The organism is Paenibacillus terrigena DSM 21567, assembly GCF_000374845.1.
Taxonomy (GTDB): domain Bacteria; phylum Bacillota; class Bacilli; order Paenibacillales; family Paenibacillaceae; genus Paenibacillus_K; species Paenibacillus_K terrigena.
Genome location: NZ_KB895415.1, coordinates 257,348 through 282,997 on the forward strand (window position 1 = coordinate 257,348; position 25,650 = coordinate 282,997).

Annotated in this window: 22 protein-coding genes; 1 reads left to right on the top strand and 21 read right to left on the bottom strand. The window is 45.7% G+C overall.

The genetic code is table 11. The features are described from left to right. Positions 1–22 precede the first annotated feature (22 nt). The 20 genes from murD to C558_RS0112915 form a co-directional block, all read right to left on the bottom strand. Positions 23–1,456, bottom strand: coding sequence for a UDP-N-acetylmuramoyl-L-alanine--D-glutamate ligase (gene murD, locus C558_RS0112820; RefSeq protein ID WP_018756680.1), 1,434 nt, complete (start codon positions 1,454–1,456; stop codon positions 23–25). 4 nt (positions 1,457–1,460) lie between these two features. Continuing rightward, entirely contained in the window at positions 1,461–2,423 is a 963-nt protein-coding gene (mraY, locus tag C558_RS0112825) for a phospho-N-acetylmuramoyl-pentapeptide-transferase (protein ID WP_018756681.1), read from the bottom strand. Between the two features lie 79 nt (positions 2,424–2,502). Further along, positions 2,503–3,903 carry a UDP-N-acetylmuramoyl-tripeptide--D-alanyl-D-alanine ligase gene (locus C558_RS0112830; RefSeq protein ID WP_018756682.1) on the bottom strand — a complete coding sequence of 467 codons (1,401 nt, stop codon included), beginning with the start codon at positions 3,901–3,903 and terminating at the stop codon, positions 2,503–2,505. A 1-nt stretch (position 3,904) separates the two neighbouring features. Continuing rightward, the gene (locus C558_RS0112835; RefSeq protein WP_018756683.1) at positions 3,905–5,386 is read right to left on the bottom strand and encodes a UDP-N-acetylmuramoyl-L-alanyl-D-glutamate--2,6-diaminopimelate ligase; all 1,482 of its coding nucleotides are present in this window, start codon (positions 5,384–5,386) and stop codon (positions 3,905–3,907) included. Positions 5,387–5,457: 71 nt separating this feature from the next. Next, the gene (locus C558_RS0112840) at positions 5,458–7,395 is read right to left on the bottom strand and encodes a stage V sporulation protein D (protein WP_018756684.1); all 1,938 of its coding nucleotides are present in this window, start codon (positions 7,393–7,395) and stop codon (positions 5,458–5,460) included. Between the two features lie 73 nt (positions 7,396–7,468). Further along, entirely contained in the window at positions 7,469–9,595 is a 2,127-nt protein-coding gene (locus C558_RS30945) for a penicillin-binding protein (RefSeq protein WP_018756685.1), read from the bottom strand. Between the two features lie 125 nt (positions 9,596–9,720). After that, entirely contained in the window at positions 9,721–10,080 is a 360-nt protein-coding gene (gene ftsL / locus C558_RS30950; RefSeq protein ID WP_018756686.1) for a cell division protein FtsL, read from the bottom strand. A 19-nt stretch (positions 10,081–10,099) separates the two neighbouring features. Beyond that, the gene (gene rsmH / locus C558_RS0112855) at positions 10,100–11,053 is read right to left on the bottom strand and encodes a 16S rRNA (cytosine(1402)-N(4))-methyltransferase RsmH (protein ID WP_018756687.1); all 954 of its coding nucleotides are present in this window, start codon (positions 11,051–11,053) and stop codon (positions 10,100–10,102) included. A gap of 34 nt (positions 11,054–11,087) precedes the next feature. Next, positions 11,088–11,519, bottom strand: a complete 432-nt coding sequence (gene mraZ / locus C558_RS0112860; protein ID WP_018756688.1) for a division/cell wall cluster transcriptional repressor MraZ — start codon at positions 11,517–11,519, stop codon at positions 11,088–11,090. Positions 11,520–11,662: 143 nt separating this feature from the next. Further along, positions 11,663–12,610, bottom strand: coding sequence for a DUF4349 domain-containing protein (locus C558_RS30955; protein WP_156826097.1), 948 nt, complete (start codon positions 12,608–12,610; stop codon positions 11,663–11,665). Between the two features lie 115 nt (positions 12,611–12,725). Then, a complete protein-coding gene (locus C558_RS0112870; protein ID WP_018756690.1) occupies positions 12,726–13,994 on the bottom strand; it encodes an adenosylhomocysteinase in 1,269 nt (422 codons plus the stop codon). Positions 13,995–14,034: 40 nt separating this feature from the next. After that, positions 14,035–15,663 carry a bacillithiol biosynthesis cysteine-adding enzyme BshC gene (bshC, locus tag C558_RS0112875; protein ID WP_018756691.1) on the bottom strand — a complete coding sequence of 543 codons (1,629 nt, stop codon included), beginning with the start codon at positions 15,661–15,663 and terminating at the stop codon, positions 14,035–14,037. A gap of 188 nt (positions 15,664–15,851) precedes the next feature. Next, positions 15,852–16,811, bottom strand: a complete 960-nt coding sequence (locus C558_RS0112880; RefSeq protein WP_018756692.1) for an ABC transporter ATP-binding protein — start codon at positions 16,809–16,811, stop codon at positions 15,852–15,854. Then, positions 16,808–17,800, bottom strand: coding sequence for an ABC transporter ATP-binding protein (locus C558_RS0112885; RefSeq protein WP_018756693.1), 993 nt, complete (start codon positions 17,798–17,800; stop codon positions 16,808–16,810). Before C558_RS0112885 ends, C558_RS0112880 begins: the two co-directional genes overlap by 4 nt. Positions 17,801–17,813: 13 nt before the next feature. After that, the gene (locus tag C558_RS0112890; protein WP_018756694.1) at positions 17,814–18,761 is read right to left on the bottom strand and encodes an ABC transporter permease; all 948 of its coding nucleotides are present in this window, start codon (positions 18,759–18,761) and stop codon (positions 17,814–17,816) included. Between the two features lie 2 nt (positions 18,762–18,763). Next, the gene (locus C558_RS0112895) at positions 18,764–19,696 is read right to left on the bottom strand and encodes an ABC transporter permease (RefSeq protein ID WP_018756695.1); all 933 of its coding nucleotides are present in this window, start codon (positions 19,694–19,696) and stop codon (positions 18,764–18,766) included. A 202-nt stretch (positions 19,697–19,898) separates the two neighbouring features. After that, a complete protein-coding gene (locus tag C558_RS0112900; protein ID WP_018756696.1) occupies positions 19,899–21,578 on the bottom strand; it encodes a peptide ABC transporter substrate-binding protein in 1,680 nt (559 codons plus the stop codon). A gap of 91 nt (positions 21,579–21,669) precedes the next feature. After that, the gene (locus C558_RS0112905; RefSeq protein WP_018756697.1) at positions 21,670–22,056 is read right to left on the bottom strand and encodes a DUF3397 domain-containing protein; all 387 of its coding nucleotides are present in this window, start codon (positions 22,054–22,056) and stop codon (positions 21,670–21,672) included. A 32-nt stretch (positions 22,057–22,088) separates the two neighbouring features. Beyond that, positions 22,089–23,036, bottom strand: coding sequence for a ketopantoate reductase family protein (locus C558_RS0112910; protein WP_018756698.1), 948 nt, complete (start codon positions 23,034–23,036; stop codon positions 22,089–22,091). A 122-nt stretch (positions 23,037–23,158) separates the two neighbouring features. Continuing rightward, entirely contained in the window at positions 23,159–23,815 is a 657-nt protein-coding gene (locus C558_RS0112915) for an RsfA family transcriptional regulator (protein ID WP_018756699.1), read from the bottom strand. A gap of 329 nt (positions 23,816–24,144) precedes the next feature. On the opposite strand from C558_RS0112915, the gene C558_RS0112920 reads away from it, so the two are divergent. Further along, the gene (locus tag C558_RS0112920; protein WP_018756700.1) at positions 24,145–24,381 is read left to right on the top strand and encodes a DUF2626 domain-containing protein; all 237 of its coding nucleotides are present in this window, start codon (positions 24,145–24,147) and stop codon (positions 24,379–24,381) included. 80 nt (positions 24,382–24,461) lie between these two features. On the opposite strand, the gene C558_RS0112925 is transcribed toward C558_RS0112920, so the two are convergent. Continuing rightward, positions 24,462–25,616, bottom strand: coding sequence for a class I SAM-dependent methyltransferase (locus C558_RS0112925; RefSeq protein ID WP_018756701.1), 1,155 nt, complete (start codon positions 25,614–25,616; stop codon positions 24,462–24,464). Positions 25,617–25,650: the final 34 nt, after the last annotated feature.

The window sequence follows — 25,650 nt, forward strand, 5'->3', positions numbered from 1 at the left end:
AGGGCTTGAACATGCCCCCCTATTAAAGATTATGCACGGCCTCTTTAAAAATTCGTCCACGCTGTTCATAGGAAGCAAACATGTCCCAGCTAGCGCATGCCGGGGAGAGGAGCACGATGTCTCCAGGTCTAGCAAGCTGAGCTGCTTGCACCACGGCGTTGCGCAGCGTCTCCGCCGCATCTTCCACAGTATCGACGGTTTTAATATCCAATATCCCCGCTCCTTCCGCAACACGCGCTAACTTCTCACGTGTCTCGCCAAGAGTGACAATTCCACGGACATGTGCATGAAGGGCTGGAATCAGATCGTGAAAATCGAGACCACGGTCTAGCCCCCCTGCGATCAAAATTATATCTTCTTGGAACGCTTGCAGCGCCGTTATCGTTGCAATCGTATTCGTTGCTTTGGAATTATTGTAATAGGAAACATCATTTTTCTTCCCGACAAATTCCAAGCGGTGCTCCACACCGTGGAAATCGGCAAGCGGGACTCTCAGTTCCGAAGGACTCACTCCCGCTGCGATGCAAATTGCTGAAGCTGCTAACGCATTATCAACATTGTATCTTGCTGGAATCCCGATGTGGTCCACTTCGATAATGGTATGCACCTGCGCATCTTGATCTCGGTAGACGACATGACGTGCCACGCCTTCGCTCGCATCGGCATCTGAATCATTCGAATATGGCGGTTCAACGTATACGCCGAATTCAAGGCGTTCCTTGCCTGAGAAAGGCAGCACCTTCGCAGAGACTTCAGCAGCAAGTCCACGGCAGATCGGATCATCCATATTTAACACGGCAAAGTCAGAATTTGTCTGATTCGCGAATATCTTCGTTTTGGATGCAATGTAATCGTCCATTGAACCATGATAGTCCAGATGGGTCTCTGCGACATTCAGAAGACATGCGATATGCGGATGGAACGCACTCGTACCTTTCAATTGAAAGCTGCTTAACTCTACAACCATGCGATTCTCGGCCGTTGCCTTCGCGACAGCTTGGACAAGCGGTGTACCGATGTTCCCAGCAACGATCGGGTGTTTCCCTGCGTGTTCTAATATTTTACCCACCCAAGTGGTGGTTGTTGTTTTCCCATTTGAGCCGGTAATCCCAATGATCGGCGCAGCACATATGTAAGAGGCAACTTCAATCTCCGTCACAATCTCGATACCGAGTTGCAACGCTTGCTGTAGTGGCTTAACGCTATAGGGAATCCCGGGATTTTTGACAACGAGGGCCACACCGGGATGAATAAGCTCGTCCGGATGTCCTCCACAAATAACAGAAATGCCCAAAGCTTCTAGTTCGTCAGCTTCGGGACTCTGGTCTCGGTCTTTCTTATCATTGACGATCACATTCGCGCCCCATGAGGCGAGAACTTTCGCGACTTGTAAGCCGCTTTTGGCAAGACCAAGAACTACGACGTCTTGGCCTCGATATGCTTCCGGTAACAACATTGCACTACAACCCCTTGTTGATATAAAGTCCAAGCCCTGCAAGCAGCAGGCCTACGATCCAGAACGTAATGACGACACGCCATTCCGACCAGCCCGACAATTCAAAGTGATGGTGGATCGGACTCATCTTGAAAATCCGCTTACCTCTTAGTTTGAAGGAACCGACTTGAAGAATAACGGACAACATCTCAATGACGAATACGCCTCCGATAATAATAAACAACAGTTCGGTTTTCGTCAAAATCGCAATCGCCGCAATCGCGCCTCCGATGCCCAAGGAGCCGGAATCGCCCATAAATACTTTGGCAGGATGCGCATTGTATACGAGGAAGCCAAGAACAGCTCCAATCATCGCTGCGGCCGCTATCGCAGACGCATGCCCTTCGACTTGCATCGCAATAACCGCAAAAGCGCCGAATGCGATTGCGCTAACACCCGACAACAAGCCGTCTAATCCATCGGTGAAGTTAACCGCATTACTGATCGCTAGCATCATTAACGTAATAAATACATAGTAGAACCATCCGAAATCCCATGCCACCGAGGTGCCTGGAATCGCAATGACCGTACTATGATTGTTCGAAATTAATAGCGCACATACAATGACAGCAAAGAGCAGTTGTCCGAACAACTTCTGCATTGCTGTTAAACCGAGTGATCTTTTGAACACAATTTTAATATAGTCATCAAGGAATCCAACAAGCCCAAATCCTAGTGTTGCCACAAGCAGAACAATAAAGTCCGTATTCATCACGGAAAACTTCAAGAAGCTAAGTGTAAAAGCAAGTAGAATAATAATGCCGCCCATCGTCGGCGTACCTGCTTTTTTCAAATGCCCTTGGGGACCATCCTGCCGAATTTGCTGACCGAATTTCAACCTTCTTAATAGCGGAATACATAATGGTCCTGCAATAACCGCTAACAGAAAAGAAACCCCGATCGTAAGTAATACCAATTTAAAGTCCACTACCGTCACACTCCTAAAATACGATCAAAACCGCACATCCTTGCGATAACAACCATTCATGAATCAGAAATTACAACTATTATAACGCGGTATCTCTTAGCGATCGTACCACTTCTTCCAGTCTCATCCCTCTAGAACCTTTAACTAGGACAAGATCACGCGGTGTTAATACAGATACAAGCTCTTGTACGAGCTCTTCCTTGTCTTGAAATGCTTTTACCCGCTCCGCAGGCATATAAGCTGATGCAGCCGATGCAATTTCCGCAGCAAGTGGTCCATAGGTATACAAGTAATCTATTTTCATTCTTTCGAATTCATGACCAATCAGACGATGCAAATTCACTTCTTCCGGACCTAATTCAAGCATATCCCCCAGCACGACCGCTTTCTGACGGAAACCGCTCATGAGATCGAACAGTTCTAACGCTGCACGAACAGCTGTCGGGCTTGCATTGTACGCATCATTAATGATCGTTAGGCCTGTTACTCCTTCAATCACTTCGGTGCGCATCCCTGTAACTACAAGATTCCGTAGCTGCGCATCCATTTCCTCTTCAGGAACGTCAAAATATCTCGCGACAGCCATTGCAGCCAGTGCATTGGACACATTATGCTGACCAAGCAGCGGAATGAAGTAGCTCGCCTGATCCGATGTAGACGTTGTGAAAATCGTCCCCCGCGCGTTCAGCATAATACCTGTTGCATAGATGTCATTATCTTGTTCAAAGCCAAAACGAACCTGCGACATCTTCTTCGGCTGTATGGTCGAAGCTTCCTTCAGCACTTGTGTGATTAATGGTTCATCACCATTCGAGACGAGCAGACCACCCTCACTCAAAGAGCTAACAATTTCGAGTTTCGCTCTAGCAATCTCATCACGAGAGCCGAGTTGGAGAAGATGTGCATCACCGATGTTCGTAATGACTGCAACCTCAGGACATGCGATTGACGATAACAGCTCAATCTCACCGCGGCTGCTCATTCCCATCTCAAGCACGATAATATCCGTGTCTACATCCATCTGTAGAATCGTAAGTGGCAATCCAATATGATTATTGTAATTTCCATTCGTCTTATGAACCTTATACCTCGCGCTGAGGACAGCCGCGATCATATCCTTCGTCGTTGTCTTGCCATTACTGCCGGTTACACCGACAACACGCACACCCGATTCCCGAAGCACGCTCGCAGCCAGACGCTGCAACGCGAGCAATGGATCATCGACAAGAATCAATGCCCCATTCACTTCAGGCTGCGCGCGATGCACAGGCCAGAATGCTGCCTGTGCACCTTGCTCAAGCGCCGTGCCGACAAAATCATGCCCATCAAAGCGTTCCCCCGCAAAGGGGACAAACAAACAGCCCTCATGGAGTTTACGGGTATCGATCTCGACGGCGTGAACCTGTAAATTTTCATATTGGATATCCGACAGTCTCCCGCCGCATGCATTTGCAATCTCGCGTAGTGTTCTTGTAATCACATTAATGGCCCCTTATCGCTTCTTTAGCAACTTCTCGATCATCAAAGTCGAAGGATTCTTGACCGATGATCTGATAGGTTTCATGCCCTTTCCCCGCAATCAATACTACATCGTGAGAGCTTGCCATTTCAATAGCCTTTTGTATGGCTGATTTACGATCCACAATTAGCTCATAGGACGACTGGCGCGATGTATAATCCATGATTCCTTGTTCGATGTCTTTCAAAATGAGATTGGGATTCTCCGTCCGCGGATTATCGGATGTAACGAGGACATGATCGGAATATTCCGCAGCGATTCGGCCCATAATTGGACGTTTCGTACGATCACGGTCGCCTCCGCATCCGAAGACGCAAAGAATTCGGCCTGTAGCGAATTCCTTCACCGTCTTGAGGACATTCTCAAGTCCATCCGGTGTATGCGCATAATCAACAATAACAGCATACGGTTGACCAGCATCCACTGCTTCAACACGCCCATCGACACCAGCAATTGATTCAAGACTTGCTTTAATCTGCTCTAGAGAAATGCCTTCCACCAATGCTGCACTGATCGCAGCCAGCGCGTTGTAGACATTGAATTTCCCAACCATCTGCAGCTCTATATCCGCGCTGCCACGGAATGTAGTGACATGGAACTGAGTTCCTCGGGAGGTAATCTTAATCTGACTTGCCTGAACATCTGATGGCTGATCCACACCATATGTAATAACCTCAGCTGAAGTCAGCGAACGGAAATAGTCGCTTGCAGCATCGTCAGCATTTAGAATGGCATAGGCGTGCTGATCCGGCGATTCCGGGAAATCATTGCCTAGACGCGAGAATAAGAGCCCTTTCGCTGCTTTATATTCTTCCATCGTCTTATGATAGTCCAAATGATCCTGCGTTAAATTCGTAAAGATTGCGGTACGGAAACGGCATCCTTTGACACGTCCTTGCAGTAGTGCATGGGATGAAACCTCCATCACGCAAGCGGCCGTACCTGCCTCAACCATCGCATGCAGCGATTGCTGCAATTCCAAAGCTTCTGGCGTCGTACGGCTCATCTCCATTTTCTTACCAGCATATCGCATCTGAATGGTTCCGATAATACCTGGATGGAAACTAGCATCCTCTAAGATCCGTTCGATGAGATAGGTCGTCGTTGTTTTGCCATTTGTACCCGTAACACCGATCATTTTCATTTGCTTACTTGGCGATCCGTAGAAATAATCTGCAAAAACAGCCATCGCATACCTGCTGTCCTTCACAATAATTTGCGGGAGCGGTAGATCAAGCTTACGCTCTACCACCAGCGCCACAGCGCCTTGGGCAACAGCTTTGTCAGCGAATGTATGCCCATCGACGGTATGTCCAGGCAAACAAATGAACAAATCCCCCGGTTGCACCTTGCGTGAATCCGTCTGGATCCCCGTCACCTGAATGTCCCCGTCTCCTTCTATTTGTGCAGTTGTTAACCGCGACACGAGCTCCTTCACCAACATGTCTAATCCCTCCATCTTTTTCCTTAATTGTTACGAACTTGCATTCCGATGCATTCATTTTTAAATTTTAGCTACTCATTCGGCAATGCTGCTTCACTTCCCATGTAAATCCGAATGGTGGAACCTTTCTCCACGCGCTCGCCCGGTTTGGGCGCTTGGGCAACGACAACCTTACCCGTGCCTGATTTCGCGAGATTGAAATTGGTGTTCATATCTTGATAGATATCTTCCAAGGTCATCCCCTTCATATTCGGAACCGTTACGAGCGGTATTTCATCGGTTTTATACGGATGTGCGATCTGATCCTTACGTTTCGGAACGCCCATATATTGTAACGCATCTTCCATAATGTTGCGAACAATCGGCGCAGCGATCAATCCCCCAAATTGAATCCCTTGCGGGTTGTCTACTGCCGTATAGACGACCAATTGTGGGTCATCCGCAGGTGCAAAGCCAATAAATGATACAATATGCTCGTTCGGCGAGTAACGTCCATTAACAACTTTTTGAGCTGTTCCTGTCTTACCGCCAACACGATACCCATCGATAAAAGCTTTACCCCCCGTACCTTTGGCAACAACACTTTCGAGCGCCTCACGGACGATCTTGGAGCTCTCCTCAGAGATCACTTGTCGGACAGGCTGGGACTCCATGTTCTGAAGTACCGTCCCTGTCTCCGGCTGAATTAATCGCATCCCAACATGAGGTTGATACAAATACCCGCCATTAATGGCTGCTGCGACCGCTGCGACTTGTTGAATCGGAGTCACCGATACCCCCTGTCCAAAAGCAGTCGTCGCAAGCTCGACGGGGCCAACACGTGATAATTTGAAGAGAATTCCTGTTGCTTCACCATTCAGGTCAATCCCCGTCTTCTGGCCAAAGCCAAAATTCTTTATGTACTCGAACAATTTTTCTTTGCCAAGACGTTGACCTAGCGCCACAAACCCAGGGTTGCAAGAGTTCTCAACGACTTGCAGGAAGGTCTCGCTTCCATGGCCGCCCTTCTTCCAGCAGCGAAGCTTGGCCCCACTCACATCGACATACCCCGGATCATAGAAATGATCATACTTAAGATTGACCTTCTTCTCTTGAACCGCAGCAGCTAGAGTGATGATCTTGAACGTTGAACCTGGCTCGAAGGTGCTCCAAATCGATAGATTGCGATTATAGAGCTCCGGTGCGTATTCCCGATAATTTCCCGGGTCATAACCTGGCTTACTCGACATCGCTAGAATCTCCCCGTTCTTCGGGTTCATCACGATCGTCGTAATCGATTTCGGGTTCAATTGGGCCATCGCCTGATCTTGTTCCCGCTCTACTATTGTCTGTAGATGTTTGTCCAGTGTCAATTGTAAATTCAATCCATCTTGCGGTTCGGTGTACTTCTCGGAGGAATTCGGCATTTGCCGCCCTGCTGCATCAGACAGGAAGGAGACATTTCCCCGTTGCCCCTGCAGCTTGTCATCATAGATCTTCTCCACACCTGTAAGACCACCGTCGAGCCCGACAATTCCTAGCACTTGACCTGCCAATTCGTTAAAAGGATAGTACCTTTTATTGTCCTCCGCGACGACGATCCCTTTCAAGTTCAGATCACGAACTTGCTGTGCTTTCTCTAGCGTAATTTTACGGCCTGCTGGCTGAATGTTGACGATAAAAGAGCCCTTCTTCGAGACATATTTAAGCATTGTCTCTTTTGATGTCCCGAGCACATTCGCTAGCGCTGCTGCTGTGGCCTCCTTGTCCTTAATTTGAACAGGAATGGCCAGAATGCTCGGTGAGCTAATATTGTATGCAAGGCGAACGCCATTGCGATCCAATACCTCTCCACGTTTTGCAGAGAACGGAATTTCACGACGCCACAAATCCTCGGCCTCTTTGGAGAGCTCATTTCCCTTATACAATTGCACAAACCCTAGCCTGCCCATCAAGGCAGCAAATCCTACGGTTATGATTAATAATGACAACATAATTCTGCGTCGTACGGTGACACCCGAACTTTTCACAGCGTACCCCTCCCTGTCCATCATGAATGGTTTCATAACAAGACTATTCAGGACAAACAGGGGTTAGAACAAGCTATTTGGGTGGAGGATCACTCTTCTCACCCGTCATCGGTTCAAGCTTGAAGTTCACATGCATTTTATCGCCGTCTTTCGTCGTCTCTTGGCTCACAACATATCCTTCCCCTGTAATGGTGTAAGAGATGTCGAGCAAGGTACAGAATTCAAGCACATCCCGAAGCGACGAGCCTTTCATATCAGGCATCGTAATATTTTTGGGGTCTTCCGTAATGAGATAGACCCGATTTCCTTGCGCTAACGGCGTCCCCGCATCAGGAACTTGACGAACGATGTTACTTCCTTTGCCTATCGTATCAAACGTTATGCCTTGATTCGTCAATTTCTCTTTCGCTTCTGCGATCTTCAGCTTCAATACATCTGGGACAATGGCGACAGGTTTAGCTGGTTTTCCCTCACTCTTCGTCTCGTCTTCTGTCTCTTGCTTCGGTTTACTACTTGGCTCGATACCCAAATATCTTAAAGACTGACTCATGATGGATTTGAAAACAGGTCCAGCTGCTGAACCACCGCCTACGTATTGGTCATTAGGCTCGTCAATAATAACATAAACTAACAATTTTGGATCTTCGACAGGCGCGTACCCGATAAAGGATACAACATACTTATTCGCTTCATATCCTCCACCCTTTTTCGGTTTCTGCGCTGTTCCTGTCTTACCTGCGATTCGATAACCTTCAATGTAAGCACTCTTACCTGTACCGATCTTCTGGTCCGATACAACCTGTTCCAAATATTCCCCCACTTTGCGTGAAGTCTCTGGTGATATGACCTGTCTGACCATCGTCGGTTCAATCTTGGTCGTTGTGTTGGTTGTTGGATCAATGATTTCTTTGACAAGACGCGGTGCCATAAGCTTCCCACCATTTGCAACAGCAGCAACACCTGCAACCTGCTGGATTGGTGTAACAACAACGCCCCCTTGCCCGAACGACGCTGTCGCTACATCAACATTCGAATCCAGACGCATTGTACCTGCTCGTTCCCCGAATAATGGGATATCTGTTTTCTGCCCAAAACCGAAATCTTCGAAGTATTTCCCCAACTTTTCTTTCTGTAATCGTTCATACCCTAATTTGACGAAGGCGACGTTACTCGAACGCTTCAACCCTTCTAAGAATGTAATTTCACCCCAACCTCCGCGTTTATGGTCACGAAGTGGCTTAGGCCATCCGCTCACTTTTATTTGTCCCGACATGTATGTTTCGTTCGGGTTGAAGTACCCCTCCTGTACCGCAGCAGCAAGTGTAATGATCTTGAATGTTGAACCTGGCTCATAGACCGATTTAATGGAATGATCATAGAAGTTCGCTTGATTCTTTGTTTCCCAATATTTATTCGGGTTGTAGTTCGGCATATTAGCAGTCGCAAGAATATCCATCGTACTCGGGTCAGCTACAATGGCCGTTGCGCTAATGGGTTGATACTTGTTGTATACTTCCTTTAACGCTTCTTCGGTAAAATGCTGAATATTCTGATCAAGTGTCAGCACCAAATTTTTGCCATCTTTCTCCGGCTTATATATTTCGTCCGCTGAAGGCAGTTTGTAGCCTTTGCGGTCCTGATCATAAGATATGGAACCATCGATTCCTGCTAAGTCCTTATCAAAGAAAGCCTCGAGACCTGTAACCGCCTTGCCTTGCTTGTCGGTATATCCGAGCAAATGTGCAGCTAACGAATCGTTCGGATAGAAGCGCTTCGTCTCTTTCAACAGGTAAATGCCCACATCCGCGTTTTTCCCGACCTTGTCACGAAGTTCATCGATATAAGTATTAATCTTATCCGCAAGACCTTGATCAATCTTCCAGCCTTCCTCACGGACTTCACGTTGATCATAATAAGTACCATCTTTTTTCTTGGCCGTCACCAATGCCATGACTTCAGGTACCGGTTTGTTCAATATTTCACTCAGCTTAGCAGCAATGGGTTCTTCCAACTTCAGATCATGAATTCGCTTCGGATTCACAGCAACGGTATAAGCTGGTGCATCTACAGCCAATGTATTCATGTTACGGTCGAATATCGTTCCACGAACAGCATCCAACTTAACGGTCGTCGACCACGTTTCTTTCGCTTTTTCTGTCAAGAATGACGCATCTACCACCTGAACCCAGAAAATTCTCACTAATAGAATAAAAAAGAGGATGGTAATACATCCTCCGATAAACATGGTGCGTATTCGTATTCTTTTTACCATCATCTAACATTCCCTTCATCCGCAGTCGAGTTATACCTACGACCTCGAGTTAATCAATCCCCCGCTTTTTTGGACTTGGGCTGAAAGCCAAGTGCTACAGCTCGATCATAAATAGCCGCTGGACTCGACAATTTTTCTTTCTCCGTCTTGAGCACGGCAATTTCCTTCTTCATCACTTGCACTTCACGACTCATCTTCTGCATTTGCATGTTCAAATCATAGATTTGCGCATAGCGCCAGATAATTACACCAGCAACAAGGGAGCATACGACAATGGTGAACAAGTATAGCAGCTTCTCCTGCGTGGATAATAACCCCTTCCGCGATACAACTTTCGTCGTCTCGCGATACCGATCCGGAGTGCGTTGGATTTTCTTTTCTTTTAGCGCTAAATTCCCACGAACATATGCCATTGACTATACTCCCCCATTACTATAACTTTTCCGCAATGCGTAATTTGGCTGAGCGGGATCGCGGATTATCATCCAGCTCGCGTTGACTTGGGATATACGGCTTCCGATTGACTAACTTCAACGTCCCCTTTTTGCCGCATACACACATTGGAAAATCTGGAGGGCACGTACATTTTTCGATATACTGCGCAAAAGTTTGCTTACAAATTCGATCTTCTAACGAATGGAACGTAATAACGGATGCTCTCCCGCCAGGAGCGAGACAACGTACCGTCTTGTTCAACGCCTCTTCAAAAGCGCCAAGCTCGTCATTAACAGCAATCCGCAGTGCTTGGAAACTGCGTTTCGCAGGATGGCCCCCTGTACGTCTTGCTGCAGCTGGGATTCCTTCTTTTACAAGCTCTGCAAGATGACCTGTTGTCTCGATGGGTGCAGCTTGTCTGGCCGCTACAATGTTCTTCGCAATCCGGCGTGAGAATTTCTCCTCCCCGTATTCAAACAGGATCTTCGCAATCTCTTGTTCGGACCACGTATTTACAATGTCATGGGCCGTCAGCATGGCATCTTGATCCATCCGCATATCAAGCGGAGCATCATGGTTATAACTAAATCCTCGATCCGCCTCATCCAATTGCGGTGAAGACACACCCAAATCGAACAAGATCCCGTCAACCTGCGGTACTCCATCGACTTTCGGAACTTCCGGCAAATCACGTAGCACTTCTTCTATATATCGAAAATTCGTCTTAATTAATCGAACACGATCTTCATAAGGTGCAAGCTTTACTTTGGCATTCGCGAGTGCAATATCATCCTGATCGAGTGCGATCAAAAGACCGGGTGCCGTGAGCTGCGAGGCAATGACCGCGCTGTGACCCGCTCCGCCTAATGTACAATCCACATAGATACCTTCGGGCTTGATGTTGAGACCTAGCACAGCCTCTTCTTTTAATACCGTGATGTGATGAAACAAATATAAGCCCTCCTAGCTAGCAAATCTCATGCATTTAAAAATCAAAGTCAACCAGTTTCTCAGCAATTTCGTTGAAAGATTCCTCCGATTGATCGAAGTAATTCTCCCATAGTTCTTTACTCCAAATCTCCACCCGGTTGGATACCCCGAGCACCACACAATCTTTATCGAGCTTGGAATATTGAAGCAGATTATTCGGTATATTTACCCTGCCCTGTTTGTCCAATTCACATTCTGTCGCCCCTGAGAAAAAGAAACGCGTAAACGCGCGAGCATCCGACTTCATGAGCGGCAACGCCTTAAGCTTCTGCTCCAGCACTTCCCACTCCGAACGTGGATATACAAATAGACATTGGTCTAAACCGCGAGTGACGATAAAGGAGGCTCCAAGAGCATCACGAAATTTAGAAGGAATGATCATCCGACCTTTGTCATCAATCGTATGTTGATATTCCCCCATAAACATCTGTCGCTCCACCTCTTCCCCCGAATCTCCCACTTCGCACCACTTTCCACCACTTCAGTCATACTATTTCGCCATTCATAACAAAAATCCTGCAATGAATGCAGGATTTTTTATAATTGAACGATATTTAATTATTCAAGGTTCTATAGATCTATTTTCTTTCTTTTCTGCTTGCGATAGTAGTACAAGAGAGGGATGGCTAAGATCAATAATATAATAATAAAAGGGAAAATCGCAATCAGGACAAGGATTAGTCCTTGGAAGAAAGTAACGACCGCATCCCAGCTTTTCTCCAAAGTGATCCCCATGCGCTCTGTAAAAGTCTTGTCTTTGGCCAGCAAACCTGGGTCAGTAGACTCAATGGGCTGATATAACCTGAGGCTAATTGTCGAGTACGCAACATTCTGATCAAGGTACCGCATCCGTCCTTGAATTTGTTCTATCTGTTCCTGTACTTCCGCTAATTGGGAGGAGAACTTCAATAAGTCACCTGCATTGACTGCTTTATCCATAAATCCGAGCAACCGTTTCTCGACGACCTGTTTGGCCTTAAGTCTTGACGCCAAATCAACATATTCTTCCGTGACGTCCTGCCCTTGCAATTGACGCTCGTATTTTGTATGTTCCATTTTCCCAAGCTGCTGCATGAAATCCATGAACCCATTCGCAGGCACTTTAAAGGTGAAATTACCACCGAGCTCATAGTCGCTTTTTTGATCAGAGAACTGAAGCAAATAGCCTCCAACAAGCTGAATTTTGTTCTGCAGCTCTGTCTGTGCCTTCCCATAGTTCTTCACTTCCATCGTTACATTGGCTTGGTAGATTAGTTTTCGCTGATCCGTCGAACCCGATAAAGGCCCTTCTCCGCCTGCACCGATTGCCGATTTCGAAGAACCTGCGCCATCCGTATCGGCCTTCGCTTCCTCCGTTGCCACGGCTGTCGATTGATCTGCTGCTGCGGATTCCGACTGGTGACTGGTCGACTTAAGATCTTCACTTTTTGAAGCGCTGCTGCAAGCGGTCGCAACACTGATGAAGACCATACACAGGAGTAATACCATACTCAATCTCTTTATCAATCTTTTACGCACAAAACAACCCCCTTATTGGTTATCGCGCGGTGTAATTTACACCATTTACCAATAGACGCGATGTCCCACAAGGAGGTTGCTCCAAAAACATATTTTATAAAAATAAACTCAATGATTACTCGTGATCTGCCCAGCTATCCAAATAAGTCCGCTGTTCATCAGATAATGAATCGATCTGAATGCCGAGGGATCCAAGCTTCAAACGCGCAACTTCTTGGTCCGTCTCATACGGCACATTCAGCACTTGATTACCGATTTGCTCATATTGCTCGTTCACATAACGAAGCGCTAGCGCTTGGAGTGCAAATGTCATGTCCATAATCTCAGCCGGATGCCCGTCGCCTGCTGCCAAGTTCACAAGGCGTCCTTCTGCGAGTAAATAGATTTTACGTCCGTCCTTCAGCTGGAACTCCTCAATATTACGTCGAACCGTACGCACAGAAGTCGAACGTTCATTTAGTTCTGGTTTGTTCACTTCGACATCAAAATGCCCTGCGTTCGATAGAATCGCACCATTCTTCATCACATCATAATGTTCTCCACGGATCACATCACGGTTCCCTGTAACGGTAACGAATAAGTCTCCAACTTTCGCAGCTTCGATCATTGGCAATACCGTAAACCCATCCATGAAGGCTTCTACGGCCTTAATCGGATCGATCTCCGTCACGATAACGTTCGCACCGAGTCCTTTTGCACGCATGGCAACACCTTTACCGCACCAGCCGTACCCAACAACGACAACGTTCTTCCCTGCTACGACGAGGTTCGTCGTACGGTTGATGCCGTCAAATACGGACTGACCCGTACCATAGCGGTTATCGAACAAATATTTGCAGAATGCATCATTAACAGCAACCATCGGGAATTTCAATTGGCCTTCTTTCTCCAATGCTTTCAAGCGCAAAATTCCTGTTGTTGTCTCCTCAGCACCACCACGAACTGTCGTAAGCAAATCTGGGCGCTCCGCATGCAGAATCGTAACCAGATCGCCGCCATCATCAATGATCAGATCCGGCTTCGTCTCTAGCGCTTTAATCAAGAGCTCTTTGTATTCTTGCGGATCTGGATTGTATTTCGCGAATACGGTAATCCCGTCCTCAACCAAGGCCGCACAGACATCGTCTTGCGTCGATAGTGGATTGCTACCCGTAATCGTAACTTCCGCACCGCCTGCTTGAACGACCTTTGCCAGATAAGCCGTTTTGGCTTCCAAATGGAGGGAGATCGTTACCTTTAATCCCTTGAAAGGCTGGTCCTTCTCAAATTGCTCGCGAATGCTGTTCAGTACAGGCATATGTGCATCTACCCAACTGATCTTTAGATGCCCTTCTGGTGCCAAAGACATATCTTTTACAATACTGTTCTGTGCTGCATTACTCATTCGCTTACCTCCTACAGTGGATATGATGCCTGCGATATGATTAAGAAATCACACGGTGTTGACCCGTTAGATCGAGTGGAATCTCATATAGGGATGATATCCATGTGTTTCCATATCGATTAAGATACGCAAAGATATTATAAACACGTTCCTGTGGTTTGCCAAGGGGAATTAAGGAACTATGAATACGGTCCCAGTGCCTTAGTGCAGTCTCATTCTGTTTCGCGAGATCATGAACAGCCCGATTCTGTAAAAATTCAACCTGTTCCATGACCTTCTGCTTATTCGTCTCGCCGAGTTTGCCAAGTCCTGCTTGAATCTGAGCCAGTTTGCTTAGAATCGGCTGATACATGGATTCCAGCTTGTGCTTCAAATGATCGAAATCCGCATCCAGACCTAGTGTATCCTGCGCATGAAGCCATGCTTCTTTACGTTCAGCAAATCGCTCTATGACATCATCGAATGTTAGGTCATACTTCGTCATTTGTTTCTGTACTGTACCTTCTACGAACGTGAACGACATCCGCGGCACAATGATCGGCATTCGGAATCCAACTGTATGGAAGGCGCGATGCGTCAGTGCCCAATACGCAATTTCACCCGTACCCAGTACAGCCGATAAAACCGGGAATAAATAATCCTGCATTAGCGGACGAGTCAGCACATTATTGCTGAACCGCTCAGGATGCGAAGCAAGCGTTGCTCTTAATTCCTCGCGGCTAAAGGTCACTATCCCTTTGCGGTCCGTAAATCGTCCATTCTCTTTGTGCAACAGCACTCGAGTGCCTTCATGAATATAGAACAAGTTCGCATTCCCTGCAGTGACGTCCGCTTGTGCAGTGAACTCATGCTTCGCTACATCCTCTTCAGAGTGGAAGTACGCTTTCTCTAGCTCATCATTCTGATCGATTATACGCTCGAACATCGGCACCTCAATGGACCGAATCGCTTGATCCGCGGAATCGATCAACACAAGGCCTGCTTCCCCGAACAACATGCCGAAGATCCGAGCATAGTAATCACTGAGTGTGTCGGATACCGCTGCAAATGCGTTCAGTTGTTCCACAAGATCTGCCTTAAACTCCGTATTCGGGAGCAGATCGCTTAATTGGTGGATAGCTGCCTGCCACGATTCCGATGGTACGACAACATCACTCACCATGGATCTAACGCCTGTCGGATGATCGATCCGAATCTTCTGAACTTGAAGTTCTGGCGACAATACGTAGGTATGGTTCACCTCGTCGAAATCATGGTCTTCCCCTGCGATCCAGAATACTGGTACTACCGGTCGATTCAACCGTTCAGTCGCCATCCGCGCTGTCTGAATGATCGTGAGCGCCTTATAGATAACAAGTAAAGGACCCGTGAATAGACCGCTCTGTTGACCTCCTACCACGGCAAGCGCGTCATCCTGCTCTAGTTGATTCAATGCCGCAGACACCGCAGCATGCGGATTTCTCTCTGCATTATAAGCGCGTAATCTACTTACGAGCTCTTTGCGATCTGCACGCAATTTACATGTCTCATCTAACCAAGCTGCTCTTGCATGCCAATCCTGCTCAGATACCGGATTATAATCGAACAGTTCACGAACCTGCTCGTAATCCTTCATATATGTATCTGATAAAGGTTGATTGACTTTCATGGGTACTTGAACTACATTCACGTCCAGCCCCTCCATTTCGATTTATATTGGACTCCAAAAAACAAGCCACTATTTTTTTGAAAGTGATTCTCTTTGATTGTACACAACGAATGGTCATTTCGTCAAAGGAACGAAAGAGCAAACACCAAAAAAAAGGCTGCTTACAAATGCCCTAGAAGACATTCATAAACAACCTTATATTCAAAACATTAAATATAATGACAAGCTGCGAAATGACCTGATTTAGTCTCTACCAATTCCGGCTCAACCGAAGCACATTTCTCTGTTGCCATCGGACATCTCGTACGGAAATGACAACCGCTTGGCGGATTGATCGGACTCGGAAGATCGCCTTTTAACACAACGCGTTCCTTCGTCGCTTCAACCGCTGGATCCGGAACAGGAATCGCGGATAATAGCGCACGTGTGTAAGGATGTTGTGGATTCGCATAGAGTTCTTCACTCGTTGCAAGCTCAACCACTTTACCCAGATACATAACCGCAACCCGGTCACTGATATGCTTAACCATCGAAAGGTCATGCGCAATGAACAGATACGTTAATCCGAGATCGCGCTGCAAATCTTGCAGCAAGTTAACAACCTGCGCTTGAATCGATACGTCCAGTGCAGAGATCGGCTCATCACAGATGATGAACTTCGGATTTACAGCAAGTGCTCTTGCAATCCCGATCCGTTGACGTTGACCGCCTGAGAACTCATGTGGATAACGAGTTGCATGCTCTGCATTCAAGCCTACGAGATCAAGCAGATCCTCAACGCGTTTCTTGCGTTCTGCACGGCTTGCGTTCAAGTTGTGAATCAAGAGCGGCTCCGCAATAATATCGGATACCGTCATACGCGGATTAAGCGAAGCGTATGGATCTTGGAAAATCATCTGCATCTCACGACGCATCGCCTTCAGCTTCGACCCAGACAAATTGTAAATGTTCGTTCCATCAAAACGAACTTGTCCTGATGTAGGCTCATAAAGTCTAAGAATCGTACGGCCTGCCGTCGATTTACCGCAACCCGACTCACCTACAACCCCTAAGGTTTCACCTTGCTGGATCGAGAAGCTAATATTGTTCACGGCCTTCAGTGTCGCACCGCCCCCAATATTGAAATATTTCATCAGTTGATCAACTTCAACTAAAGGTTGTTTACTCATGCCCGCACCTCCTTAGCCATTGGATGCAGAAGCCAGCAACGGGATGCATGCGATTCGCTAAGCTGCGTGATGCCCGGATCCTGCGTCTCACAAATCCGCATCGCATCATCACAACGCGCACAGAATCCGCAACCTGCCGGCGGCTTGATCAAATCAGGCGGTGTTCCGTGGATCGGAATCAACGGCTCATCCTTCTTCTGATCTAGACGAGGCAATGAACGAAGCAGACCTCTTGTGTAAGGATGCTGAGGGTTCTGGAAAATCTCCCATTTCGTTCCAGTCTCAACTACTTTACCTGCATACATTACGACAACGCGGTCACACATATCCGCAACGACACCAAGGTCGTGCGTAATGAGAATAATAGAAACGCCAAGTTTCTTCTGCATATCTTTCATGACATCGAGAATTTGAGCTTGGATTGTAACATCAAGCGCTGTTGTCGGCTCATCCGCAATGAGTAGCGATGGATTACAAGCAAGCGCAATCGCGATCATCGCACGTTGACGCATACCGCCAGAGAATTCATGTGGATATTGATTGAATCGAGATTCTGGATTCGGAATACCAACCAGTTGTAACATTTCAATCGCGCGACCTTTGGCATCCTTATTCGATACGTTCTGGTGTTTGATCAGACCTTCTGTAATCTGTTTCCCGATCGTAATCGTCGGATTCAATGAAGTCATTGGATCCTGGAAGATCATCCCGATATCTTTCCCGCGAATGGCTTCCATTTCTTTATTCGTTTTTTTAAGAATCTCTTCACCTTGGAAAAGGATCGAACCATTCTTCACAAAGCTCGGGGGTGTAGGAAGAAGTCGCATAATGGATTGTGCCGTAACACTCTTACCACTACCCGATTCACCAACGATCGCTACCGCTTCCCCTTTGTTCACATGGAAATTCACACCGCGAACTGCTTGTACTTCTCCGCCGCGGACTTTAAAGGACACGCTTAAATCTTTAACTTCCAAAATGGGTTGCATACCTACACACCTCCTATTTTTTCATTTTTGGATCAAGTGCATCACGAAGACCATCACCAAGAACGTTGAACGACAACATTGTCAAGCTGATGAGGATCGCTGGGAAGAACATTCTCCATGGATAGATCATCCATGAGCTTAGTGCATCACTAATCATGGAACCCCACGATGCAACTGGAACTTGTACACCTAGACCTAAGAAGCTTAAGAATGCCTCTGCGAAGATCGCAGAAGGAACAGTTAATGTCAATGTTACGATGATCGGACCCATCGCATTCGGAATCACGTGGCGAAGCAAAATGCGGCCTGCGCCAGCCCCCATCGAACGGGATGCAAGAACATACTCTTGATTTTTAAGACCCATCGTCTGACCACGAACGATCCAGGCCATATTAATCCAACCTGTAATAGCCATTGCAATAATAATCGTTAATAGACTTGGCTCCATAACAACAAGCAATAGAATACATACAAGCAAATAAGGAATCGAATAAAGAATTTCAGAGAACTTATTCATGAACTCATCCACTTTACCGCCAACATATCCCATGATACCGCCGTAGAGAACACCGAAGATCAAATCGGACAATGCTGCGGAGAAACCAACGATCAATGAAATCCGTGCGCCCATCCAAGTTCTTGCCCACATATCGCGTCCAAGATCGTCCGTACCGAACCAATGACCACCGGAAGGTGGGAGGTTCGTAGCATCAAGATTATTCGTAAAATAATCATACTTCGACATCAAAGGGCCGAAAATCGCCATAATAATAAGAAGAACTAGAATGGTAAGACCTGACATGGCCAGTTTATTCTCACGTAGACGCTCCCACGCATCGCGCCATGCCGATAGACTCTCACGCTGAATGATCTCGCTATTTTTATCATCTTGGCTAATAGGACGAAAATCATCTGGGGTTAAGTTATTTAATACCGCTTCATTACTCTGATTTCCTGCCACGATTAGCCCTCCTTCCGTGAACGCAATTTAATCCGTGGATCAATAAATCCATAAGAAATATCCGTAGCAAACCGCGCCACCATCAAAATAATTCCATAGAACAACGTAATACCCATAATCATTGGATAATCACGGTTCGTAATAACTTGTACAAATACTTTACCTAAACCGCTAATCCCGAAGATCGATTCGATAACGACCGAACCCGTAATAACGTTGGCTGCCAGTGGACCGATATACGTAACAACAGGCAAAATCCCATTACGCAACACGTGTCTGCGAAGAATCGTTCCCGCTGTCAAACCCTTCGCTCTCGCCGTCTTGATATAATCTGCCGACAACACTTCTAGCATACTTGAACGCGTTAATCGAGCAATAAATGCGATGGAAAGCGCTGACAATGCTAGAACCGGCATGATATATGTTAGAGGGCCATCCAATCCAGCAACTGGAAGCCACATTAACTTCACACCAAATGCATATTGCATGAAGGACGCAAGCACGAAGCTTGGTACGGATATCCCTATAACCGCGACCACCATCGCCAAATTATCTAGCAGCTTTCGATGCTTGAGTGCCGCCAGCATCCCGAGGGATACACCGACGATAACCGATACAACAATGGACACAAGACCAAGACGTAACGAATATTTGAAAGAGTCACTGATTACCTTAGTAACCTCTTGATTTTGCAATTTCATTGATACACCAAGATTGCCATGAAGAATATTGTTCAAATAGATACCGTATTGCTCTAGGATTGGCTTGTCCAGTCCATATTGAGCGAATAATTTCGCCTTTACTTCAGGCGGTACTGCTTTCTCCGACATAAAGGGATCGCCGGGAATTACCTTCATAAGACCAAAAGTCAATGACGCTAGCACAAACATTGAAACGAGCATAAAGAAAAACTTGCTAAATACATACCGTGCCAAACGAACACCCCCATATCATAATATTTTGACCATACGAAACGACCTCGCCGTCGTTTAAGGGGACGGTATTCGTTTCTAACTGTGTATCCAATATCTGTGAAATAAGATACAATCTAAATTTTCAAAAAAATTCGGGATATATGCGATTTCTCATATATCCCGAATCTAGCCTCACTTCATGTTGTGCTAAATCTTGAGATGTTTATTTGTCGAAGTAAGCGTTATTGAAGTGGATGCTACCGTTAAAGTCATGGAACATACCTTTGAGGTTCGGCTTCACAAGACCAATGGTTGTGTAGTAGTAAATCGGAAGAATAACTTGATTATCTTGGATCAAGATTTTTTCCGCTTTTGCAAAATCTTCCATACGCACTTTTTGATCACTATTCGTTTTCGCGTCTTTGATCAATTTGTCATACTCAGCGTTCGAGAATTTAGCATCGTTGTTACCGCCTTTAGTAACCCACATATCTAAATATGTCATTGGATCATTGTAATCTGCGCCCCAACCAGAACGTGCAATTTGGTAGTTACCATTCGTACGGTTCTTAAGGAATACGCCCCACTCCTGGGACTCAACTTTAACCGTTACGCCCAAGTTTTGTTTCCACATATCTGTAACTGCTTGCGCAATTTTCTTATGACCGTCACTTTGGTTGTGGATCAATGTAATTTGTGGAAGCGTTGTGTAACCTTTTTCTTTCATACCTTCTTCAAGCAATTTCTTCGCTTCAGCGTAATCCGGCTTCATTAACTCGGAATCTTTATGCTCATCACGGAATTGAGCGGATTCACCTTTAATACCCGGAGGAACAAAGCCAAATGCTGGAATTTGTTCGCCTAGTGTTACTTTATCAACGATTTGTTGACGATCGATCGACATAGCAAATGCCTTACGGATCTTAGCGTTATCGAAAGGTTCAACCGTGTTATTGAATACATAGTAATACGTACTTGCGATACCTTGTACTTTAAACTCGTTCGGCAGGGATTTCTTCAATACAGGAATTTGGTCTGTAGGAAGCTCACCTGTCGGGTTGCCTGTGTAGTCCAATTGGTTCGTTTGATACATGCTAAGCTCAGTCGCGGATGCATCGATCATCGCCATTTGAACTTTATCGAAGTTGACTTTGTCAACAGCAAAGTAGTTCTCGTTCTTTGCAAGCTCGATGGAGCCGTTATGCTGCCAAGCAGCCATTTTGAACGCGCCGTTCGAGATAATTGTGTTTGCATCTGCTGCCCACTTCGGATTCGTCTGTGCCGATTTGTGAACAGGCATAAACGTATAGAAAGATGTCAAACTAATAAAGTAAGGAGTTGGGTTCTCAAGTTCGACTTCTAGTGTGTAATCGTCAACAGCTTTAACACCTACGGAAGCTGCATCTGCTTTACCTGCATTATAGTTCTCACCGTTCTTCAAGTAGAACATTTGGTATGCATATGGTGGTGCCGGTGTTGTCTTCGGATCCAATACATGTTTCCAAGCATACTCGAAATCATGTGCTGTTACAGGATCACCATTGCTCCATTTACCATCTTTACGAAGGTTGAAAGTGATCTTGTTACCATCTTCTTTCCAGCTCTCTGCTGCCGCTGGAATTGCATTACCATCTTTGTCCATTTCAGTTAAACCAGAGAAGATCGCGTTAAGCACAGTGCCCGAAGTATTATCTTGCGCTTGTGCAGGGTCCAAACTAGGCGGCTCGGAATGCAAGTTCATGCGGAATGTTCCGCCTTTACTTACTTTAGCTGCATCGGAGTCATTCTTTTGTTCTGTACCTGTAGAAGCTTCATTTTTTTCTGTTTTGCCTCCACATCCAGCCAGAACTGTCCCGAGGACAACAATCAAAGTAAGAACTAGAAGTAAACTTTTTCTTTTCAAACTAGACTCCCCCTAAAAAAATATTTTAAGTAATTGAAAATTAGTATACATCCACTGGTCAAAAAAATCTAGGTCTAATTTAAAAGAATTATCAGACAATATGCATAGAATATCGAATAACGCCCGTGATCAGGAATATTATGTAAAAAAAGGCCATGACAAAAAATGTCAACCTCCAGATTGTTTTCACCAATTTCAACGCGTCAACCTTGCCCCTTTTACGGTTCTGAGCCCCGCCGAGCAGGCCGCCCGCAATCAAGAGCACCAGTATAATCAAGTAAAACCCGAAGCTTCCACCAAATATCGTATTATACATCGTAGCGACGACAATCACTAAGAACAAGGTTGTTACATCCATTGCAAGACGGAACGCTTTCTTATTATCTCCATTTATAAATCCATAAATCAACCATATACTGATAAAAGGAATGAAGGGCAGTACCGTCAAAAACTGTAATAAAAATCCAAATATCTTCACCTATCTCGATTCTCCTCTCCAGAATAAGATGGTTATGCGTATGGCCCTCCTAAAGAACGCACAAGCGTATAGACCGCTCGATTATATATTGGTTCTATTCCTGTCGATGCCGCCAGACGAAGAATACTTCCATTAATCCACTCGATCTCAGTCTCCGATTCCGCTAGCACATCTTTGAGCATCGAGGACGTATTCGCCGCTGTCGCAGAACAGACATGCTGCACTTGATCCCACATGTCAGCACCTACGTGAATATGGTTCGCCTGAAACACGGCCTCAATCTCAACATACAACCACTTCATCCACTGCAAACGCTCCGGCTTGTCCAATAACTCACCATTCTTAATTCGCATGATCGCAGTCAGCGGATTGATGATGGCATTGATCATCAGCTTACGATAAACATCCTTATCGATGGTTTTCGACACCTGCGCGCTGAATCCTGCTCGATTTAGCCACTCCATAAGACTATTTTCGATATTTTTCCAATTTAGAACCCCCCTCATCTGTCCAATTCGGGTTTCACCGCTCCCGGTATGCGTCACGATTCCAATTGCATCTCGACGTGCAGCTTCCGTCGTAATCGCTGCATATATCTGCGATGCTTCAATATACTTCTCCATCCGTTCAATATGTCCAACACCATTCTGGTAACAACATATCTTTCCATGCTTCCCCGCAAGCAAAGACAGCTTCTGCACGAACGGTTCATCAATGTTTTTTTGTTTAACGGTTACCAGGATCCAATCGCCCTCTTGTACCATTGAAGCAACTGATATTTCGTCCCAAGCCCTAATATTCACGCCATACACCTTTTGCTCCGTTTGAATCTGATGAGAGATGACCGTGATACCTTGTTCTCTCAATTGATCTGCCTGCTTTTTCGTACGTGGATAGAGCGTCACCTTTGCCCCAGCTAGGCCTAGTTTTCCAGCAAATAATAACCCTAGTGATCCTGCGCCAACAATATGTATGTTCATGGTTTTTTCTCCTCTTTGTCCAACTATAAAGATATATATAGCAAAGATGCGTGTAAAACACAAAAAACCTGAGTAAATCGCGTTTCAACCACGCTGATACTCAGGATTTTTTACGTTCCAACCTATTCAATTCGTTCTAAATTACCATTCGCATCCATCTTGAAGCGAGTCTTGTTCTCTTCTTCCTCTTCTGAGAGAAAGGCTAGCCGACGTGCACGATCCATAATCTGAATCAGGGCTTTATAATCATCATTTACGACACGATAGTCTGTCTGGACATCATTCACTTCACGGGAGAGACGTTCGTTCTCTTTGCGCAAATACAAGAGTTCCTCTTCTTTATCGCGTATCTCTCTCTCGAGTGATTTAATCTGACGGCCCACATCTTGATAGGCGCCCTTCCATTGACGCAGAAACCGAATAACCGCATCAATCGATATCGATTCTTCACTCATATTCTCGTGTTTAAAGGATGTCTCTTCCGCTGCTTCCATCGTCATCAGAGATGCAACATGCGCCCCCTCGACCATCATCGGTTGCTTCTTCATGTAATTCCGCTTTTGTCGTTGTGCTTTGGCATTCTGAATCGCTGTTTCATATTTCTTACGTACAAAGCTGTTCCAGCGGAAACCACAAGCCGCCGATGTTCTTCCAATTTTCTCGCCTACTTCTTCAAACGCAGCCAGCTGTGTACTCCCTTCGCGTATATGACGCAAAGTCACCTCAGCCAAAATCAAATCATCCTCAACGCTCCATGCATCCTGTCTAATGGCAGTCATGCAATAAACCTCCTAACAACATTCTAAAATAAACCGATATCAAAGCAGCTAACATCCATCCGCTTTTATAAATCGGGGGTAAAAATGTGCTTACTCCATCTCTATGCCCTTGGTAGAGTTCATAGAATCTTTTTTCTACTATTTTGTATAACCAAATTAACAGGGGCTCATACCTATTTTTTGACAAAGTATAAAAATCAATAATAAATGTCACCATAATGATAAAAGTTTGCTATTTCGTCACGAATCCGGATTTACACTTCAGATCGTGAAGGATATAATAGGACTAGAAAATTATGGTCGATGCGTTAGAGAGGGGGATGTACATAATGGCACGTATGTTTCGCGTATTAGGCTTCTTCACATTGATGATTGGGCTCATGGCATTCGCCGGAGATATGATGGAGATGGCAATACTGTTCTTCATGCAGACTGCATTCTTTGTACTGCTGGGCTACCTGAAGTTCACCGAAAAGACCTATATTCTTATTTTCTGGGGATATATGATCGTAACCTTTACCGGTTTCAGTTATTGGACCGTCTTTGAAATGGGTTTACCTTTTTAATCTACACGCAAATACCAAAAACGATCGAAACCGTCATCGGTTCGATCGTTTTTTTATGATTTAGATTTGTTCGGATTATTTTATCCTTTTCGCCCCACCCACACTTTGAACAATTCACTCATTTGATCACTCAATAGCAGCTGTCTAATCGCTCGGTTACGCTTCGCAATAGGGTCGAACGGGTCTACCGTGTAATGATCCTGTAACTTCTGGAGCAGTCCGGCCTCCATCAGGAACTGCTTCTGTGTACCGTAGAAAGCACGTGTAATGCCAGATTCTTCAGCGACGCATTCCATGGCAGTAAAGTCCACGTGTGCGGTAATATCTTGATCCCCTACATTGATATATGGATTATCGTGTGCCAGATGCCGATGATAACAGATCAATGTTCCTTTCATCCGGTGTGCTGCTGCAATCTCCTTCGTCTGATCTCCATAATCGATCACGATGCAATATCCCTGATGGATCACTGTAGTCATGTCCCGAATCCATGCTAACGCACCTAGATTGACCTCTAACTCTTGCTGGGGTCGAAGCTGAACCCCTTGTTCTAACACATGCTGCTGTACATATTCTTCAACTTCAGGCGCAGCATCGCTCCACAGGCTCACGAATGCCTCAGATTCCACATCCCAGCGAACAAACTGTTGTTCGAGTTCTCCCCATCCTCGTTCCATCCCAGGATACCGTACCCGTTCAACAGGAAATGCATCGAGCAGTTCATTGGCAATGACAATCATAGGATTTTGATCTTTTCGATCATAAAATTCTGCTTCTGTCCACCATTCTGTCTGTTTCCCCGCTGCGGTCAAATGATTCTGAGATAGCTGCCGGTGGAATTCGCTCTGCTCCACAATCGTGTATTGAATATAGGGATACATATCAGGATAGCTAATCTCAAGTGACTCAAGGATTTGAAGACCAAGCCGGCCCGTTCCCGCTCCCCATTCCACTATACGAACCTGCTGATTCTTTCCCTTGTGAAATTTTTCTTCTTCTATTATAAGTGCAATTTTCGCTGCTAGCATTTCCCCCATCAATGATCCTACATTCGAGCTGGTATAGAAATCGCCTTCCTTCCCGATCTTGGGACGATCCGTCATATAGTATCCTGCTTCTGAATGATATAAACATAGTTCCATATATCGACCAAAGGGTATGCGCTGCATGGGATTATCTTTCATTTCATCTCGAATATATTGAATTAATTGATCTGTTCCTTGATAATGAGACAAGAGAGACATCCTTTCTACCGAAAGCTGAAGTTAA

Bases quoted from the DNA above. Each gene is read 5' to 3' on its own strand.
- mraZ (WP_018756688.1), bottom strand. From the start codon at position 11,519: ATGTTTATGGGGGAATATCAACATACGATTGATGACAAAGGTCGGATG.
- C558_RS0112880 (WP_018756692.1), bottom strand. From the start codon at position 16,811: ATGAGTAAACAACCTTTAGTTGAAGTTGATCAACTGATGAAATATTTC.
- C558_RS0112835 (WP_018756683.1), bottom strand. From the start codon at position 5,386: ATGTTGGTGAAGGAGCTCGTGTCGCGGTTAACAACTGCACAAATAGAA.
- C558_RS0112920 (WP_018756700.1), top strand. From the start codon at position 24,145: ATGGCACGTATGTTTCGCGTATTAGGCTTCTTCACATTGATGATTGGG.
- C558_RS0112915 (WP_018756699.1), bottom strand. From the start codon at position 23,815: ATGACTGCCATTAGACAGGATGCATGGAGCGTTGAGGATGATTTGATT.
- C558_RS0112885 (WP_018756693.1), bottom strand. From the start codon at position 17,800: ATGCAACCCATTTTGGAAGTTAAAGATTTAAGCGTGTCCTTTAAAGTC.
- murD (WP_018756680.1), bottom strand. From the start codon at position 1,456: ATGTTGTTACCGGAAGCATATCGAGGCCAAGACGTCGTAGTTCTTGGT.
- C558_RS0112910 (WP_018756698.1), bottom strand. From the start codon at position 23,036: ATGAACATACATATTGTTGGCGCAGGATCACTAGGGTTATTATTTGCT.
- C558_RS0112870 (WP_018756690.1), bottom strand. From the start codon at position 13,994: ATGAGTAATGCAGCACAGAACAGTATTGTAAAAGATATGTCTTTGGCA.
- ftsL (WP_018756686.1), bottom strand. From the start codon at position 10,080: ATGGCATATGTTCGTGGGAATTTAGCGCTAAAAGAAAAGAAAATCCAA.